At 71.1% G+C, this 13,713-nt stretch carries 17 protein-coding genes; 8 read left to right on the top strand and 9 right to left on the bottom strand.

Going from position 1 to position 13,713, the window contains the following annotated elements; translation table 11 throughout:
- Entirely contained in the window at positions 1 to 360 is a 360-nt protein-coding gene (locus tag FLL47_RS17205; protein ID WP_144121504.1) for an Rv2175c family DNA-binding protein, read from the bottom strand.
- 84 nt (positions 361 to 444) lie between these two features.
- Here FLL47_RS17205 and FLL47_RS17210 point away from each other — a divergent pair, with 84 nt between their 5' ends.
- The 5 genes from FLL47_RS17210 to bfr all read left to right on the top strand — a co-directional run bounded on the left by FLL47_RS17210 (position 445) and on the right by bfr (position 4,799).
- Positions 445 to 1,086, top strand: a complete 642-nt coding sequence (locus FLL47_RS17210) for a hypothetical protein (RefSeq protein ID WP_144121505.1) — start codon at positions 445 to 447, stop codon at positions 1,084 to 1,086.
- An 84-nt stretch (positions 1,087 to 1,170) separates the two neighbouring features.
- Positions 1,171 to 3,156, top strand: a complete 1,986-nt coding sequence (gene pknB, locus FLL47_RS17215; RefSeq protein ID WP_144121506.1) for a Stk1 family PASTA domain-containing Ser/Thr kinase — start codon at positions 1,171 to 1,173, stop codon at positions 3,154 to 3,156.
- Positions 3,153 to 3,992 carry a deoxyribonuclease IV gene (locus FLL47_RS17220; protein ID WP_425457706.1) on the top strand — a complete coding sequence of 280 codons (840 nt, stop codon included), beginning with the start codon at positions 3,153 to 3,155 and terminating at the stop codon, positions 3,990 to 3,992. The genes pknB and FLL47_RS17220 overlap by 4 nt, the downstream gene beginning before the upstream one ends.
- A gap of 81 nt (positions 3,993 to 4,073) precedes the next feature.
- Positions 4,074 to 4,262 (top strand): (2Fe-2S)-binding protein, encoded by a 189-nt coding sequence (locus FLL47_RS17225; RefSeq protein WP_144121508.1) that lies wholly within the window; start codon positions 4,074 to 4,076, stop codon positions 4,260 to 4,262.
- A 57-nt stretch (positions 4,263 to 4,319) separates the two neighbouring features.
- Entirely contained in the window at positions 4,320 to 4,799 is a 480-nt protein-coding gene (bfr, locus tag FLL47_RS17230) for a bacterioferritin (protein ID WP_144121509.1), read from the top strand.
- A gap of 96 nt (positions 4,800 to 4,895) precedes the next feature.
- On the opposite strand, the gene FLL47_RS17235 is transcribed toward bfr, so the two are convergent.
- The 3 genes from FLL47_RS17235 to FLL47_RS17245 are packed head-to-tail and all read right to left on the bottom strand — an operon-like array spanning position 4,896 to position 6,574.
- Positions 4,896 to 5,315, bottom strand: a complete 420-nt coding sequence (locus FLL47_RS17235) for a PIN domain-containing protein (RefSeq protein ID WP_144121510.1) — start codon at positions 5,313 to 5,315, stop codon at positions 4,896 to 4,898.
- Entirely contained in the window at positions 5,303 to 5,497 is a 195-nt protein-coding gene (locus tag FLL47_RS17240; RefSeq protein ID WP_144121511.1) for a type II toxin-antitoxin system VapB family antitoxin, read from the bottom strand. The genes FLL47_RS17235 and FLL47_RS17240 overlap by 13 nt, the downstream gene beginning before the upstream one ends.
- Before the next feature lie 45 nt (positions 5,498 to 5,542).
- Positions 5,543 to 6,574, bottom strand: a complete 1,032-nt coding sequence (locus FLL47_RS17245; RefSeq protein WP_144121512.1) for a threonine aldolase family protein — start codon at positions 6,572 to 6,574, stop codon at positions 5,543 to 5,545.
- Positions 6,575 to 6,666: 92 nt separating this feature from the next.
- Here FLL47_RS17245 and FLL47_RS17250 point away from each other — a divergent pair, with 92 nt between their 5' ends.
- Positions 6,667 to 7,278: a hypothetical protein gene (locus tag FLL47_RS17250; RefSeq protein WP_144121513.1), complete on the top strand. Its 612-nt coding sequence runs from the start codon at positions 6,667 to 6,669 to the stop codon at positions 7,276 to 7,278.
- A 200-nt stretch (positions 7,279 to 7,478) separates the two neighbouring features.
- On the opposite strand, the gene FLL47_RS17255 is transcribed toward FLL47_RS17250, so the two are convergent.
- A complete protein-coding gene (locus FLL47_RS17255) occupies positions 7,479 to 8,906 on the bottom strand; it encodes a class II 3-deoxy-7-phosphoheptulonate synthase (protein ID WP_144121514.1) in 1,428 nt (475 codons plus the stop codon).
- Positions 8,907 to 9,093: 187 nt separating this feature from the next.
- On the opposite strand from FLL47_RS17255, the gene FLL47_RS17260 reads away from it, so the two are divergent.
- Positions 9,094 to 9,597: a hypothetical protein gene (locus FLL47_RS17260; RefSeq protein ID WP_144121515.1), complete on the top strand. Its 504-nt coding sequence runs from the start codon at positions 9,094 to 9,096 to the stop codon at positions 9,595 to 9,597.
- Here FLL47_RS17260 and FLL47_RS17265 read toward each other — a convergent pair.
- From FLL47_RS17265 to FLL47_RS17280, 4 genes are all read right to left on the bottom strand, one after another.
- Positions 9,546 to 9,914, bottom strand: a complete 369-nt coding sequence (locus tag FLL47_RS17265; protein ID WP_144121516.1) for a hypothetical protein — start codon at positions 9,912 to 9,914, stop codon at positions 9,546 to 9,548. The genes FLL47_RS17260 and FLL47_RS17265 overlap by 52 nt on opposite strands.
- A gap of 154 nt (positions 9,915 to 10,068) precedes the next feature.
- Positions 10,069 to 10,875: a pyrroline-5-carboxylate reductase gene (gene proC, locus FLL47_RS17270; protein WP_144121517.1), complete on the bottom strand. Its 807-nt coding sequence runs from the start codon at positions 10,873 to 10,875 to the stop codon at positions 10,069 to 10,071.
- Positions 10,876 to 10,982: 107 nt separating this feature from the next.
- Entirely contained in the window at positions 10,983 to 12,008 is a 1,026-nt protein-coding gene (locus tag FLL47_RS17275) for a 6-phosphofructokinase (RefSeq protein ID WP_144121518.1), read from the bottom strand.
- Positions 12,009 to 12,272: 264 nt separating this feature from the next.
- Positions 12,273 to 12,809 (bottom strand): polyadenylate-specific 3'-exoribonuclease AS, encoded by a 537-nt coding sequence (locus tag FLL47_RS17280; protein WP_144121627.1) that lies wholly within the window; start codon positions 12,807 to 12,809, stop codon positions 12,273 to 12,275.
- Positions 12,810 to 12,873: 64 nt separating this feature from the next.
- Here FLL47_RS17280 and FLL47_RS17285 point away from each other — a divergent pair, with 64 nt between their 5' ends.
- A complete protein-coding gene (locus FLL47_RS17285) occupies positions 12,874 to 13,701 on the top strand; it encodes a DUF1028 domain-containing protein (RefSeq protein WP_144121519.1) in 828 nt (275 codons plus the stop codon).
- Positions 13,702 to 13,713: the final 12 nt, after the last annotated feature.

A 13,713-nucleotide genomic window follows, 5' to 3' on the forward strand; every position in this document is an offset into this window, starting at 1 on the left:
TCAGAAGGCCACGGCCTGGGCCCGGCGCTTCACCTCGCGGGCCTTGTCGCCGCCCAGCGCCGCCGCGGGCGTCCCCGGAAGCGTGTCGTCGGCGGTGTAGAGCCACCGCACGGCCTCATCGTCGTTGAACCCGGCGTCGCGCAGCAACGTCAGCACGCCGGGAAGGTGCTTGAGCACGATGTCGTTGGCCACCAGCTCCGCAGGCACCTGGCGCACGCCCTCATGGCGTACGGCCAGCAGCGAGCCGTCCTTGATCAGCTGGTGCACCTTGAGGATCGACAGGCCGAGGCGCTCGGCCACGTCCGGCAGGGGCAGCCAGGTCGTGGGTGCGTCGGTCGTCGAGTGCGAAGTTTCGGCCACCTCCACACCTTGCCACGTCGCCGACCGGGCCCACCACCGCATCCCCGTCCCGGCCGCCGTGGCGGCCGAGGAGAGGAGCCTTTGATGAATCCCTGGCAGATGATCAAGCGGGAGATCGACGGCGCACGCCGTTCGCTGCGCTACGACCTCGCCCGGCGCCGGATGAAGGGCGACACCGCCGAGATGCCCGCGGTCGGTGACGGGCCGGACCCCCAGCCGCCCCGGGCCCGCCATCGTGTCGTGCTCGCCACAGGCGCGCTGGTGCTGGCCTCGGTCGGGGTCGGCGGCTACTACGCGATCGCGGCCGGGGTGGACGCCCTGCTCGGCGACGAGCGCCTGCCCGGTGCCCTGCCGCACGTGACCGTGCCCGCGGGCTCCGCGGAGCCGGTGCCGTGGCGGCAGACGAACGCGACACCCAGTCCCACCGATCGGGTGAAAGACGCACCGGCCGGCCAGATCGTCACGCCGGGTCCCAGCCCGCGGCGCACGCCCTCGCCCACGCCGACCCCGTGCGACTGCGAGTCGTCGCCGACACCCTCACCGTCGCACAAGCCGTCGCCGTCGCCCTCACCGAGCCCGTCGCCCTGCCCCAGCCCGTCCGTCTCGGCGTCCACGTCCGCTTCGGCGTCCGCGCCGGCATCGGCGTCCGCGATCGTGATGCCGGACACCTCGCACCCGGTTGATCCGGTCCCGCCGGACACCCACAAGGACCCGGTGACCCCCTGACATGCAGCAGAAACACCCGATCGCGACGCGATCGCACGCGCGGGTGTACGACGCAGGCCGTCGGCTGACTTAGACTGCGCTGCGATGGACACTCAGGTCGCCGATCCACTACTCGGCACACTCGTCGACGGGCGCTACCGCATCCGCGGTCGCGTAGCTCGTGGTGGCATGGCGACCGTCTACACAGCAGTGGACGAGCGCCTGGAGCGCACCGTCGCTCTGAAGATCATTCACCCGGCGCAGGTACGCGATGCCGCCGGCCAGGCGTTCAGCCTCGACCGCTTCACCGACGAGGCCAAGACCATCGCCCGGCTGACCCATCCCAACGTCGTGGCCGTCTACGACCAGGGCATCCACGCCGGCCTGCCCTACCTGGTGATGGAGTACGTGCGCGGCCGCACGCTGCGCGACATCCTCGCCGAGCGCCGCCGGCTCACCCCGGTCGAGGCACTCGCCGTGATGGAGCAGGTGCTGGCGGCGCTGGCCGCGGCACACCGCGCCGGCCTGGTGCACCGCGACGTCAAGCCCGAGAACGTGCTGGTCGCCGAGGCGCCCACCGGCGGCAGCCACAATCTCATCGACGCCGTCGCGAAGGTGGCCGACTTCGGCCTGGCCCGCGCCGTCGAGGCCAGCGCCGACGACGCCAGCGGCGGGCAGCTCATGGCGACCGTCGCCTACGTCGCCCCCGAACTGGTCACCGACGGCCACGCCGACCCGCGCAGCGACGTGTACAGCGCCGGGATCGTGCTGTTCGAGATGCTCACCGGCCGCGTGCCCTACGACGCCGAGCGCCCCGTCGAGGTGGCCTGGCAGCACGTGGACCGGGACGTGCCGCCACCGTCACGCATCGTCGCGGGCCTGCCCCCGGCGCTGGACGAGCTGGTCGCCTCCGCGACCCGCCGCTCCCCCGGCGGCCGCCCCACCGACGCCGGCGCGCTGCTGGCGGCCGTGCAGGCGGCCCGGGAGAACGTCACCGCGAGCACCACCACGCAGCGGATGCGGCCGGTGGCGCAGGAGACCGTCGTGGTCAGCCACGTCGTGCCCCACGAGCGCCCGTCCTGGGCCCGGCTGCCCGACGCGCAGCCCGCGCCGCGCTCGCGCCGCCGCGCCCCGGCGCCGGCCCCGAGCAGCCCGGTCGACCGGATCAAGGCGAAGTACCGGCAGCTGATGGCCGACCCGCGGGGCCGCACGGCGCTGACCGCCGGCGCGGTCGTGCTGGTACTGCTGGTGCTGACCGGCGGCTGGTGGCTCGGCTTCGGCCGCTACGAGGTGACGCCGCAGCTGTTGAACCTGACCAAGGACCAGGCGATCACCACGCTGACGAACGCGGGCCTGAAGTACGAGTACCTGGAGCCGCAGTACCGCGAGGACGTGCCCAAGGACGTCGTGCTCGTGCAGAATCCGACGCCCGGACAGCGGGTGGTGCGCGGCGGCACGGTGGTGCTGACACTGTCCGCCGGTCCCGAGCGTTACCTGGTGCCCGACGTGATCGGCAAGTCCTGGGAGCTGGCCGTCGCCGACCTGCAGGCCGCGCCGCTGAAGCTGAAGGCGGTGAAGCTCGCGGAGAAGTACGACGACCTCGCCCCGAAGGGAACCGTGCTGTCGACCGATCCCAAGGCCGACACCGAAGTCAAGCCCGGCACCGAGGTCAAGGTCGTGGTCAGCAAGGGCAAGGCCCCGCTGAGCGTGCCGTTCGTCGAGGGCAAGTCGATCGCCGAAGCCACCGACATCCTGCAGAAGATGGGCCTGCGGGTGGTCGTAGAGCGGGTGGAATCCGACAAGCCGTTCGATATCGTGGTAAAGCAGACACCCGCCAACGGCGCCGGCGCGGAGCCCAACGACGAGGTGAAACTGCAGGTCAGCAACAATCAGAACCTCAAGGCCATGCCGGAGGTGCGCAACGCGCGCTGCGGCGACGCCGAGGGTCTGCTGGCCTCGTTGGGGCTGCAGGTCGAGGTCCGCGGGGTGCTCGGCGACAAGAACTGGTTCAAGGTCGTGAACCAGGACCCCGCCCCGAACACGGCGGTACAGCAGGGACAGCACGTGGTGATCGAATGTCAGCTGGGATGACGAACGCGGTGGGCGCGCACGCGCCGACGGCCGGCGGGCTGGCCAAGGCCGCCCTGGCCTACATCGACGCGGTCTCGGCCGGAGCGGTGCAGGTCTACGTGGGCAACCCGCGGGGCTGGGCCCGCCCGGCCGGCGACCCGCGCCAGGACGAGGCCTTCACCGCCGGCTGCCACACCCGGCAGGTCCCGTCGTACGTGCACGCCTCGCTGCTGGTGAACATCGGCTCCCCCACCGCCGCGACGGTGGAGCAGTCCCGCGAGGTGCTGGCGCACGCGCTGCTGCGGGCCGCGGCGATCGGCGCGCACGGGGTGGTCTTCCACGCCGGCTCCTCGGTCGACGCCGAGCACACCCCGGCGGCGATGCGCCAGGTCCGCGAGGTGCTGCTGCCCCTGCTGGACGCGCTGCCCGACGACGGCCCGCGGCTGCTGGTCGAGCCCAGCGCGGGCGGTGGGCGCTCGCTGGCGGCCCGGGTGGAGGACCTGGGGCCGTATCTCGACGCGGTGGACCGCCACCCGCGGCTGGGCGTGTGCTTCGACACGTGCCACGCCTGGGCGGCCGGGCACGACCTGGCCAAGCCGGGCGGCATGACGCTCACCCTGGACTCCCTGGTGGAGGTCTGCGGTCCGGACCGGCTGGGCCTGGTGCACGCCAACGACTCCAAGGACCCGTTGGGGTCCACCAGGGACCGGCACGAGGCCATCGGCAAAGGCATGATCGGCTCGGAGGCGTTCGCCGAGATGTTCCGCCACCCGGCCGTCGCCGGTGTGCCGATCATCGTCGAGACACCCGGTGAGACGCACGCCGCTGACATTTCCCTGCTCAGGGGCTTGCGCTAGGTATTTCCTTTAGGGCACCCTTACTGAGGCAAGGCTTGCTTGATCGGAGCCTCACTCCTCCAGTGCCGAAGGGTCCCTGCTGTGTTCGTTTGCATCTGTGAACGGGTTCGTGAGTGCGAAGTGCGCTCGGTGATCCGAGCGGGCGCACGCTGCGAGGACTCCGTCGGCCAGGCATGTGGCGCGGGGACCGGATGCGGTTCCTGCATCGACCGCATCTACGACCTGATCGACGAGGAGAACGCCGACACGCTCGTGTCTATCGGTACATAAACGGACAACCCGCGTAGATTACCCCCTATACGAGTTCCCGTGGGGGGTTAGTTCACCATGCAAGGCGACGCCCGAGTCATAGAGTTCCTGAACGAGCAACTGACCGCCGAGCTCACCGCGATCAACCAGTACTGGCTGCACTACCGCATGCAGGAGAACTGGGGATACACGAAGCTCGCGAAGTACACCCGGCACGAGTCGATCGACGAGATGAAGCACGCCGACCGCCTCGCCGAGCGGATTCTGTTCCTCGACGGCCTGCCGAACTTCCAGAAGCTCTTCGCGCTGCGCATCGGTGAGACCGTCAAGGAACAGTTCGAGTGCGACATGAAGGTCGAGGTCGAGGCCGTGGAGCGGCTGCGCCTCGGCATCGAGTACATGCGCTCGGTCGGTGACGTGACCTCGGCCAACATCTTCGAGGACATCCTCAAGGACGAGGAGCACCACATCGACTACCTGGAGACTCAGCTCGCCCTGATCGCGAGTCTCGGCGAGGGCCTCTACCTCCAGAACGTCACGGAACACCCGGAACCCTGACCGGGTCTCAGACTTGCCGAAGAACGTGGAACGGGCCGGTGCCGTATCGCACCGGCCCGTCACGTGTCCGGGGGCTCGCCGACAGGTAAGGCCGGCTCAGCCGGGTGGGACGATCCATCGCTGCCGCAGGGCCGGTGCGACGGTGGCGATGTCCGCGAAATCGCGGTCGTTGTGCACCAGCACCGCATCGTGGTGGACGGCCACCGAGGCGATGACCAGATCCGGGAGGGGCTTGCGTCCCATCCCGCGGTCGAACAGCTCCTCCTGCAGATCCACGGCACCGATCAACACTGCATCAGCGGTCTCCAGCCAGACACAGTGCTCACGGAGGTAGGCCCTGAGGATCTTGTGCTCGGCACGGTTGCGCGCCGAGTACAAGATCTCGAGTTCCACCATGGCGCAGGTGGCCAGCAGGCCCGTCACTGCCAGCGTCTCGAAGGCGCGGCCCGCCTTCTCGTCGCGGCGTGCGAGCTCGTGGGCAGACTTGTCCGCGAGGAAGAGCATCAGCTCCGCCACGCCTGCGCGCGATCCTCCTCGGTCAGCTCGAGATCGCGCAGTAGCTGCAAGTATTCCTCTGTACGGCGACGAGCCGCGGCGAGCCGCAATGCCTCGTTCACCGTGGCGACCTTCGTCGTCGTGCCCAGCTCGGCGGACGCCTCAGCCAGTGCCTCGTCATCGATGTCGATCACAGTACGCATGGCCTACCCCTGACGCTTGATATCAAATCCGCTCCGATAAAGATATCAAGCGCGGAGGGCGGCCACCAGCACGTCGATCACTCGGTCGGTACCTGCGTCGTCGACGTCCAGGTGCGTGATGAGGCGGCCGGTACGCGGCCCCAGCGCACCGAGCAGCACTCCCTGCTCCCGGGCCCGGGCGACCAGCGTGGGCGCGTCCAGAGCCGTCTTGGCCAGGTCGAGGATGACGAGGTTGGTGCGCACCCGGTCCAGGTCCACCACGCCGTACGGCATCAGCGCCTCGGCGAGCCGCCGCGCCCGGACGTGATCCTCGGCGAGCCGCTCCAGGTGGTTGTCCAGCGCGTGGATGCCTGCCGCGGCGAGGATGCCCGCCTGGCGCATCCCGCCGCCCATGCGCTTGCGGATCCAGCGCGCCTTGGCGATCTTCTCGGCGCTGCCCACGACCAGCGAGCCGACCGGCGCGCCCAGGCCCTTGGACAGGCACACCGAGAGCGTGTCGAACAGCGCGCCGTACTCCGCCAGCGGCACCCCGTCGGCGACGTGCGCGTGCCAGATCCGCGCGCCGTCGCAGTGCATCGCGATTCCCGCCGTGTCGGCGACCTCGCGCAGCGCGCGCAGCGTGTCCAGCCCGATGACGACGCCACCGGCCATGTTGTGCGTCTGCTCCACCGCGAGCGCCCGCGTCGGCACCGCGTGATAGCCGTCCGGGCGGATCATCGCGGCGACCTGGTCCACGTCGATGAGACCGCCCGCGAAGGGCCAGGTGCGGCTGGAGATGCCGCCGATGGCCGCGGCCGCGCCGATCTCGTACGTCACCACGTGCGCGTTCGCGTCGCACAGCAGCTCCTGCGCGGGCGGCACGACCAGCTGCAGCGCGATCTGGTTGGCCATCGAGCCGGTCGGGGCGAACAGCGCCGCCTCGTGGCCGAACATCGCGGCGACCTTGCGCTCCAGCGCGTTGACGGTCGGGTCCTCGGCGTACACGTCGTCACCGACCTCGGCGGAGGCCATCGCGGCCCGCATCGCGGCGGTCGGCTTGGTGACGGTGTCGCTGCGAAGATCAACCAGTTGCGTCATGCCTCGTTCCTACCGCATCACGCCGGGTGGACGCCGACCGGCCCGGATCCCGGGACAGCGGCGTTTGGCGATCAACCCCTACGCTGCTCGCCATGACCGACGCTCCGACGCCAGTTCGCACCTCCCGCCGCCGGATGTGGCTGGCCGTCGCCCTGGTCGGCCTCATCGCCCTGGGCGTCTCGGCGTGGCAGGTCACGGCGCGCTCCCACACGCTGGATCACGGCGCGTTCGGCGGGGCGGCGCGGGGCGGCACTAGTTACGTCGCCGCCGACTACGAGGAGATCCGCCACCCGTTCCAGGCCGGCGCTCGGCATGTGATCGCCTTCTCGGTGCACAATCCCGGCCCGCTGCCCGTCCGAGTCACCGGCATCCCCGACGAGAGCCTCATCTACGACATCGAGAAGGTCCTCGTGGCCGACGCCGCGGCGGTGGAGCGGTCCCGCTGCTTCTGTGAGGAGTCCGCCACCGCCTTCGCGCCGCTGGACGTCGGCGCAGGCGAGGACCTGCTGATCTTCCTGCACATCACGCTGGAGGAGCGGCCCTGGGAGGCGTGCGGCCGGGCCTGGTTCAAGACCATCCCGGTGCGGTTCAGCGTGCTCGGCACCGGGCGGCAGCAGCGGGTGCCGCTCGGCTATGCGATGGGGTTCCAGGTGCCCGGCACGGACTGCACCGTGGTGGGCACCTCGTCCTACTACGAGAACTGACCGGCCCGGCCCTGGCACGGCTTCGAGCCGTCGACCCCGGGCTGCTGCCGTCGCACCCGCCCCCGCGGGGGCGGGGGGGGGCGGCGGGGGCGCCCCGGCGCCGCGCCCCCCCCCGGACGGGCCCGAGCAGGGCTTCGCGCCGTCTCCCCCGGGCGGCTGCCGCCGCACCGGCCCCGTCGGGGCCGGTGCGACGCGGCGGCTCAGCCGCGGAGCATCTCCGCGACGAGGAAGGCCAGCTCCAGGGACTGCTGGGTGTTCAGTCGGGGGTCGCAGGCGGTCTCGTACCGGCCGGGCAGGTCGGAGTCGACCAGCGCCTGCGCGCCGCCCAGGCACTCGGTGACGTCCTCGCCGGTCAGCTCGATGTGGATGCCGCCCGGGTGGGTGCCCAGCATCTTGTGCACCTCGAAGTAGCCCAGCACCTCGTCGACGATGCGGTCGAAGTGGCGGGTCTTGTACCCGTTGGACGACTCGTGGGTGTTGCCGTGCATCGGGTCGCACTGCCAGACGACCTTCGCGCCGTTGTCGCGCACCGTCTCGACCAGCCGGGGCAGGCTGTCGCGGACCTGGTGGTTGCCCATCCGGCTGATCAGCGTGAGCTTGCCCGGGATGTTGTCCGGGTTGAGCATCTCGCACAGGCGCAGCGCGTATTCGGGCGTGGTGGTCGGGCCGAGCTTCACGCCGATCGGGTTGGCGATGCGGGAGATGAAGTCCAGGTGCGCGCCGTCCAGGTCGCGGGTGCGCTCGCCGACCCACAGGAAGTGGCCGGACAGGCCGTACGCCCGGCCGTCGGCGATACGGGTGAGCGCCCGGTCGTACTCCAGCGCCAGTGCCTCGTGCGAGGCGTAGAGGGTGACCGTGCGCAGGGCCTCCTCGTCGGTCATGCCGCAGGCGCGGATGAACGCGAGCGCCCGGTCGATCTCACGGGCGATGGCCTCGTAGCGCTCACCGAAGGCGGAGGTGCGCACGAAGTCGCGGTTCCAGTCGTGCACCGCGTGCAGGTCGCCCAGGCCGCCGCCCAGGTACGCGCGCAGCATGTTCATCGCGGCCGCCGCGTTGGCGTACGCCCGGATCATGCGCTGCGGGTCGGCGACGCGGGCCTCCGGCGTCGGCTCCAATGAGTTGATCATGTCACCGCGGTACGCGGGCAGGCCGAGCGAGTCCAGCGCCTGCGAGCGCGGCTTCGTGTACTGCCCGGCCACCCGGGCCACCTTGACGACCGGCATGCTTGCGCCGTACGTCAGCACCACCGCCATCTGCAGCAGGGTGCGGGCGTTGGCCAGCAGATGGTGCTCGGTGTTGTCTGCGAACGTCTCGGCGCAGTCGCCGCCCTGCAGCAGGAACGCCTTGCCCTCGCAGACCTGGGCCAGGCGCTGGCGCAGCTGGTCGACCTCGTAGGGCGCGACGACGGAGGGCACCGAGTCCAGCACCCGGCACACCTGCTCGACCTCGCTGTAGTCCTCCCACGGCGGCATCTGCGCCCGCGGCAGGGTGCGCCAGTGGTCCAGGCCGAGGTCCTCCGCCGAGGCGAGGCTGGTGGGCCGCCCGATGGTGACGCCGGACTCGCCGGGCTGCCGGTTGTCGCCCAGTTCGAGACCGGGGTGCCTGAGCTCATGCCATTCGTGGCGCATGGGCTCAAGGGTAAGGCCGCGTCCACCGCCGCCCGCAGCCGACGTGGCGCATTCCGCCCCCTGAGATCAGCCTGCGCGAACGTGTCCCCGCCAGGGCGCGGCGTCGTTGATCGGATATGAGCGAGCACAGCGAGCGAATCATGTCGACGACAAGTCATGGCGACGACGAGCACCGCGAGGAGGAGGCATGACCACCTTGCCGCGGCTGGGCGAGTACGCGCCGCACCGGACCGTGTCCGACATCGACCTCGAGGGGCACGTCGTGCCGGGGCTGACCGGGGAGTTCTTCCGCCGGTCCGAGGACGGGCGCACCGCCACCGTGGGGCTCTACCGCTACCTGGGCAGCGAGCTGTTCATGGCCTGGGGGTACGTCGGGGAGGAGCACTGCCGGTGGACGGCGTACCGGCGTACCGACGGGGTCTGGAGTGCACCGCATCCGGGCTGCCCGCGCGTGCGGCGCAGCGGCGAGCAGCTGGAACTGGACCTGGACGGCGAGCGGATGGCCCTGCGCACCGCCGCCCGACCCGGCGGCACCGGATCGGGCGGTTGCGCTGTACCGCCGCCGGCCGTCCGCGACTCGTCGCACACAGCCGACAGCGGGTCCTCTCCGTCCGCCGGGTCGCCCCGGCAGCGGGTCTCTCAGCCGACCGCTTCGACCGTCGCCGCGACGGCGGCCTCGCGCCGTACGTAGACGATCGAGGTGACCGTGATGGCGAGGCTGGTGACCAGGGCCACCGAGTGCAGCACCGGGTCGGGGATGGGCACGAACGCCAGCACCCCCGCCGGGATCTGCACCAGCCCGATCAGCAGCATCAGCGCTGCCGAGCGGCGGCCACGGGACCAGGCGAAGGCGGTCCACACCGGAGCGGTGACGACCGCGAGGGTGAGCACGTCGAGGATCGCGTGCAGCACGGGGTTGGTGACCCGGTCGTGCGCGTACGCATAGGCCGGGGCGGAGATCATGAGGGCGGCGAGGGTGGTCCCGATGACTGTTGCGGCACGTCGCATGGCCGTCTCCTTGCGTGTGGCTCCGAGGGCGGAGCTACGGGGCCGGGGGTTCGGCTCAAACTCCCTGTTCTGAGCCTAAAGCGACAGTCCGAACAGCAGGAACCCCCGCAGGCGTGAATGAGCCTGCGGGGGTGACGGGATCACGCGTCCGTGGTCACGCGGCCTGGTCGGCGATCTCCTTCGCCCGGTCCCGGGCGGCTTCCAGCGCGGCCAGGAACGCCGCGCGTACACCGTGGTTCTCCAGCTCGCGGATGGCCGAGATGGTGGTGCCCGCGGGCGAGGTGACCGCCTCGCGCAGCTTCACCGGGTGCTCCCCCGAGTCGCGCAGCATGATGGCCGAGCCGATCGCGGTCTGCACGATGAGGTCGTGCGCGACCTGGCGCGGCAGCCCGAGCAGGATGCCCGCGTCGGTCATCGCCTCGACCAGGAAGTAGAAGTACGCCGGGCCGGAGCCGGACAGCGCGGTGACCGCGTCCTGCTGGCTCTCCGGGACCCGGATGGTGCGGCCCAGCGGCGAGAACAGCTCCTCGGCGATGGCCAGGTGGTGCGCGGTGGCGTGCGGTCCGGCGGAGATGGCCGTCATCGCCTCGTCCACCAGGGCAGGCGTGTTCGTCATGACCCGCACCACCGGCGTGCCCTCGGCCAGCCACTTGGTGAAGAACCCCGTGGGCAGTCCGGCGCACAGCGAGATGACCAGCTTCCCGGCCGGGATCTGCGGCCCCAGGTCGGCCATCAGCGCGCCGGCGTCCTGCGGCTTGACCGCGATCGCCACCACGTCGGCGACGGCCACCGCCTCGGCGTTGTCCAGCACCCTGATGCCGTACCGGTTGCGCAGCTGCTCGGCCCGCTCCTCCCGCCGCGCCGTCGCGACGATCTGGTCCACCGGCCACCCGGCCTTCACCAGCCCGGACAGCAGCACCTCCCCGATCTTCCCCGCCCCGATCACGGCAACGGTGTACATCCGTGCTCCCCTCCAGCAAGCGAAAGCGGGTTGATCATGAAGTTATGGACGCGACACACCGTCGACCCGTGCCATAAGTTCATGATCAACCCGCGCAAGGGTCTGGCTCAGCCGAAGAAGGCCTCGGCCTCGGTGTAGCGGTGGAGGGGGACGGTCTTGAGCTCGCGGGTGGCGTCGGCGAGCGGGACGCGGACGATGTCGGTGCTGCGCAGGGCGACCATCTTGCCGAAGTCGCCCTCGTGCACGGCATCGATGGCGTGCAGGCCGAAGCGGGTGGCGAGGACCCGGTCGAAGGCGGTGGGCGTGCCACCGCGCTGGGTGTGGCCCAGCACGACCGCGCGCGCCTCCTTGCCGGTGCGCTTCTCCAGCTGGTCGGCCAGCCAGTTGCCGATGCCGCCGAGGCGCACGTGGCCGAACGCGTCCAGCTCGCCGTTGATGGTGATCATGTCACCGTCGGTCGGCATGGCGCCCTCGGAGATCACGATGATCGGCGAGTAGTTGGTCTTGAACCGGGTCTCCACGTGCTCGACGACCTTGTCCAGGTCGAACTTCTGCTCGGGGAGCAGGATCACGTTCGCGCCACCGGCCAGGCCCGCGTGCAGTGCGATCCAGCCCGCGTGACGGCCCATGACCTCGACGACCACGGTGCGGTGGTGCGACTCGGCCGTGGTGTGCAGCCGGTCGATCGCCTCCATGGCGATGTTGACCGCGGTGTCGAAACCGAACGTGAAGTCGGTCGCGCCCAGGTCGTTGTCGATCGTCTTCGGCACGCCGACGACGTTCACGCCCAGCTCGGTCAGCTTGGTGGCCACCCCGAGGGTGTCCTCGCCGCCGATCGCCACGAGCGCGTCCACGCCCATGTCGGCCAGGTTCTGCTTGATCCGCTCCACGCCGCCTTCGATCTTGAAGGGGTTGGTGCGGGACGAGCCCAGGATCGTGCCGCCGCGCGGCAGGATGCCGCGGACCTCCGGGATGCCGAGCGGGCGGGTGATGCCCTCCAGCGGTCCCTTCCAGCCGTCGCGGAACCCGACGAACTCGTGCCCGTAGGTGCCCACGCCCTTGCGGACCACGGCGCGGATGACCGCGTTGAGACCGGGGCAGTCGCCGCCGCCGGTGAGTACGCCGATACGCATTTTCTCGTCCTCCCGATTACGGGTAGTCAGTTGCCGGGCCCCGGGAGACGAGTGATCACGGCTACGCTGCCGGCCGGGGCGGGCCGCAAATGCGCACTGTACTGGGATCACCAGGCTAAGGCCAGCACGCCCCGCCGCTGTCCACATGTCGGGGCCGCAAGCCGATCACCAGGCGAGCGCAACAGTGTCGTCATGGCAAGGTTACCCGTGCGTGACAGGCCCGCGGCAGGCCGGGCTGTGCCGCCCCGGCCTGTCACCGGCCCTTCACCCGGCGTCCACCACGGGTGGTTTGGCGTCCTTGCGCTTACGCGCCGTCATCGCGCGCCAGCGCGCCAGGTTGTGCCGGGCGTCGACGAGCGCGTCGTGCCGGGCCGTCGCCGCCTCGGGCAGCGTCGGACGCCCCTTGTCGTCCCACAGCTGGCGCAGCTCCTTGGTGAAGCGCGGGATGGCCCGCGGCAGCGTCACCATCGGCCCCCACAGCTGCGCCAGGCACACGTGGTCGTACGCGCCGTACCAGGCCCACAGCTCGATCGTCTCCTGCGGCCGGCCCTGCAACGGCTCGGTCATGAACTCCAGCAGCTCGGTGCGGATGCGCTCGCGCGAGCGCCACGCCTTGTCCGCCGGGGACGGCAGCAGGTTCAGCACGTTGTCGCGCACCCAGGGGATGGCCCGGGACGGGTCGAACTCGGTGGAGACGGCGTAGAACTCCCGGCCGAACTCGTCGACCACGCCGATCGAGACCAGGTCGATGGTGACTCCGTCCTCGATGAACTCGCAGTCGTAGAAATAGCGGTAGGCCACGTCTTCCCCTGTCGTGAGGATCTCTGCTGTGCGCCCGGCGCCGCGGACCCCTACCCTGAGCGCCATGACGTTCTCGATCGTCGCGCGTTCGGCCGACGGGCTCGCACACGGGGTCGCCGTAGCCAGCAAATTCCTGGCCGTCGGGGCTGTCGTGCCCGCCGCGGAGGCCGCCCTCGGCGCGCTGGCCACCCAGTCCTACGCCAACCTGGCCTACCGGCCGCAGGGGCTGGCCCTGCTGCGCACCGGCACCGCGGCGCCCGACGTGGTGGCCGGGCTGACCGCCGCCGACCCGGGACGCGACTCCCGCCAGCTCGGCGTCGTGGGCCGCAGCGGCGACGGCGCGACGTTCACCGGGGCGGACTGCCACGGCTGGGCCGGCGGCCGCACCGGCGACGGGTACGCGATCCAGGGCAACATCCTCGCCGGACCGGAGGTGGTCGCCGCGATGGAGACCGCCTGGCTGTCCTCGGAACCGTCGGCGGCGCTGGCGCGGCGGCTGCTCGCGGCGCTGCGCGCGGGCGACGGCGCGGGCGGCGACAAGCGCGGGCGGCAGAGCGCGGCGCTGTTCGTCGTCGCCCCCGGGCAGGGCTACGGCGGCACCGGCGACGTCGTGGTGGACCTGCGCGTGGACGACCACCCCGACCCGTGCGCCGAGCTGGCCCGCCTGCTCGACGTCCACACGCTGCTGTTCGACAAGCCCGACCCGGCCACCCTGCTGCCCCTGCGCGACGCCGTCGCCGACGAGGTCCGCGCCCTGCTGGCCGCCCGCGGCCACACCCGGTCCGATCTCGACGCCGCCCTGTCCGACTGGGCCGGCATCGAGAACCTCGAGGAGCGCATGGTCCCCGGCCACATCGACCCTCTGGTGCTAACCCACCTCCGCACCTCCTAACCCCGCACCCCC

The sequence above is a fragment of the Catellatospora sichuanensis genome, assembly GCF_007483665.1.
GTDB lineage: Bacteria > Actinomycetota > Actinomycetes > Mycobacteriales > Micromonosporaceae > Catellatospora > Catellatospora sichuanensis.

What these genes read in the sequence shown, in the direction of transcription:
- FLL47_RS17210 (WP_144121505.1), top strand. Translation starts at nt 445, where the DNA reads ATGAATCCCTGGCAGATGATCAAGCGGGAGATCGACGGCGCACGCCGT.
- pknB (WP_144121506.1), top strand. Translation starts at nt 1,171, where the DNA reads ATGGACACTCAGGTCGCCGATCCACTACTCGGCACACTCGTCGACGGG.
- FLL47_RS17220 (WP_425457706.1), top strand. Translation starts at nt 3,153, where the DNA reads ATGACGAACGCGGTGGGCGCGCACGCGCCGACGGCCGGCGGGCTGGCC.
- bfr (WP_144121509.1), top strand. Translation starts at nt 4,320, where the DNA reads ATGCAAGGCGACGCCCGAGTCATAGAGTTCCTGAACGAGCAACTGACC.
- FLL47_RS17240 (WP_144121511.1), bottom strand. Translation starts at nt 5,497, where the DNA reads ATGCGTACTGTGATCGACATCGATGACGAGGCACTGGCTGAGGCGTCC.
- FLL47_RS17245 (WP_144121512.1), bottom strand. Translation starts at nt 6,574, where the DNA reads ATGACGCAACTGGTTGATCTTCGCAGCGACACCGTCACCAAGCCGACC.
- FLL47_RS17250 (WP_144121513.1), top strand. Translation starts at nt 6,667, where the DNA reads ATGACCGACGCTCCGACGCCAGTTCGCACCTCCCGCCGCCGGATGTGG.
- FLL47_RS17255 (WP_144121514.1), bottom strand. Translation starts at nt 8,906, where the DNA reads ATGCGCCACGAATGGCATGAGCTCAGGCACCCCGGTCTCGAACTGGGC.
- FLL47_RS17260 (WP_144121515.1), top strand. Translation starts at nt 9,094, where the DNA reads ATGACCACCTTGCCGCGGCTGGGCGAGTACGCGCCGCACCGGACCGTG.
- FLL47_RS17265 (WP_144121516.1), bottom strand. Translation starts at nt 9,914, where the DNA reads ATGCGACGTGCCGCAACAGTCATCGGGACCACCCTCGCCGCCCTCATG.
- proC (WP_144121517.1), bottom strand. Translation starts at nt 10,875, where the DNA reads ATGTACACCGTTGCCGTGATCGGGGCGGGGAAGATCGGGGAGGTGCTG.
- FLL47_RS17275 (WP_144121518.1), bottom strand. Translation starts at nt 12,008, where the DNA reads ATGCGTATCGGCGTACTCACCGGCGGCGGCGACTGCCCCGGTCTCAAC.
- FLL47_RS17285 (WP_144121519.1), top strand. Translation starts at nt 12,874, where the DNA reads ATGACGTTCTCGATCGTCGCGCGTTCGGCCGACGGGCTCGCACACGGG.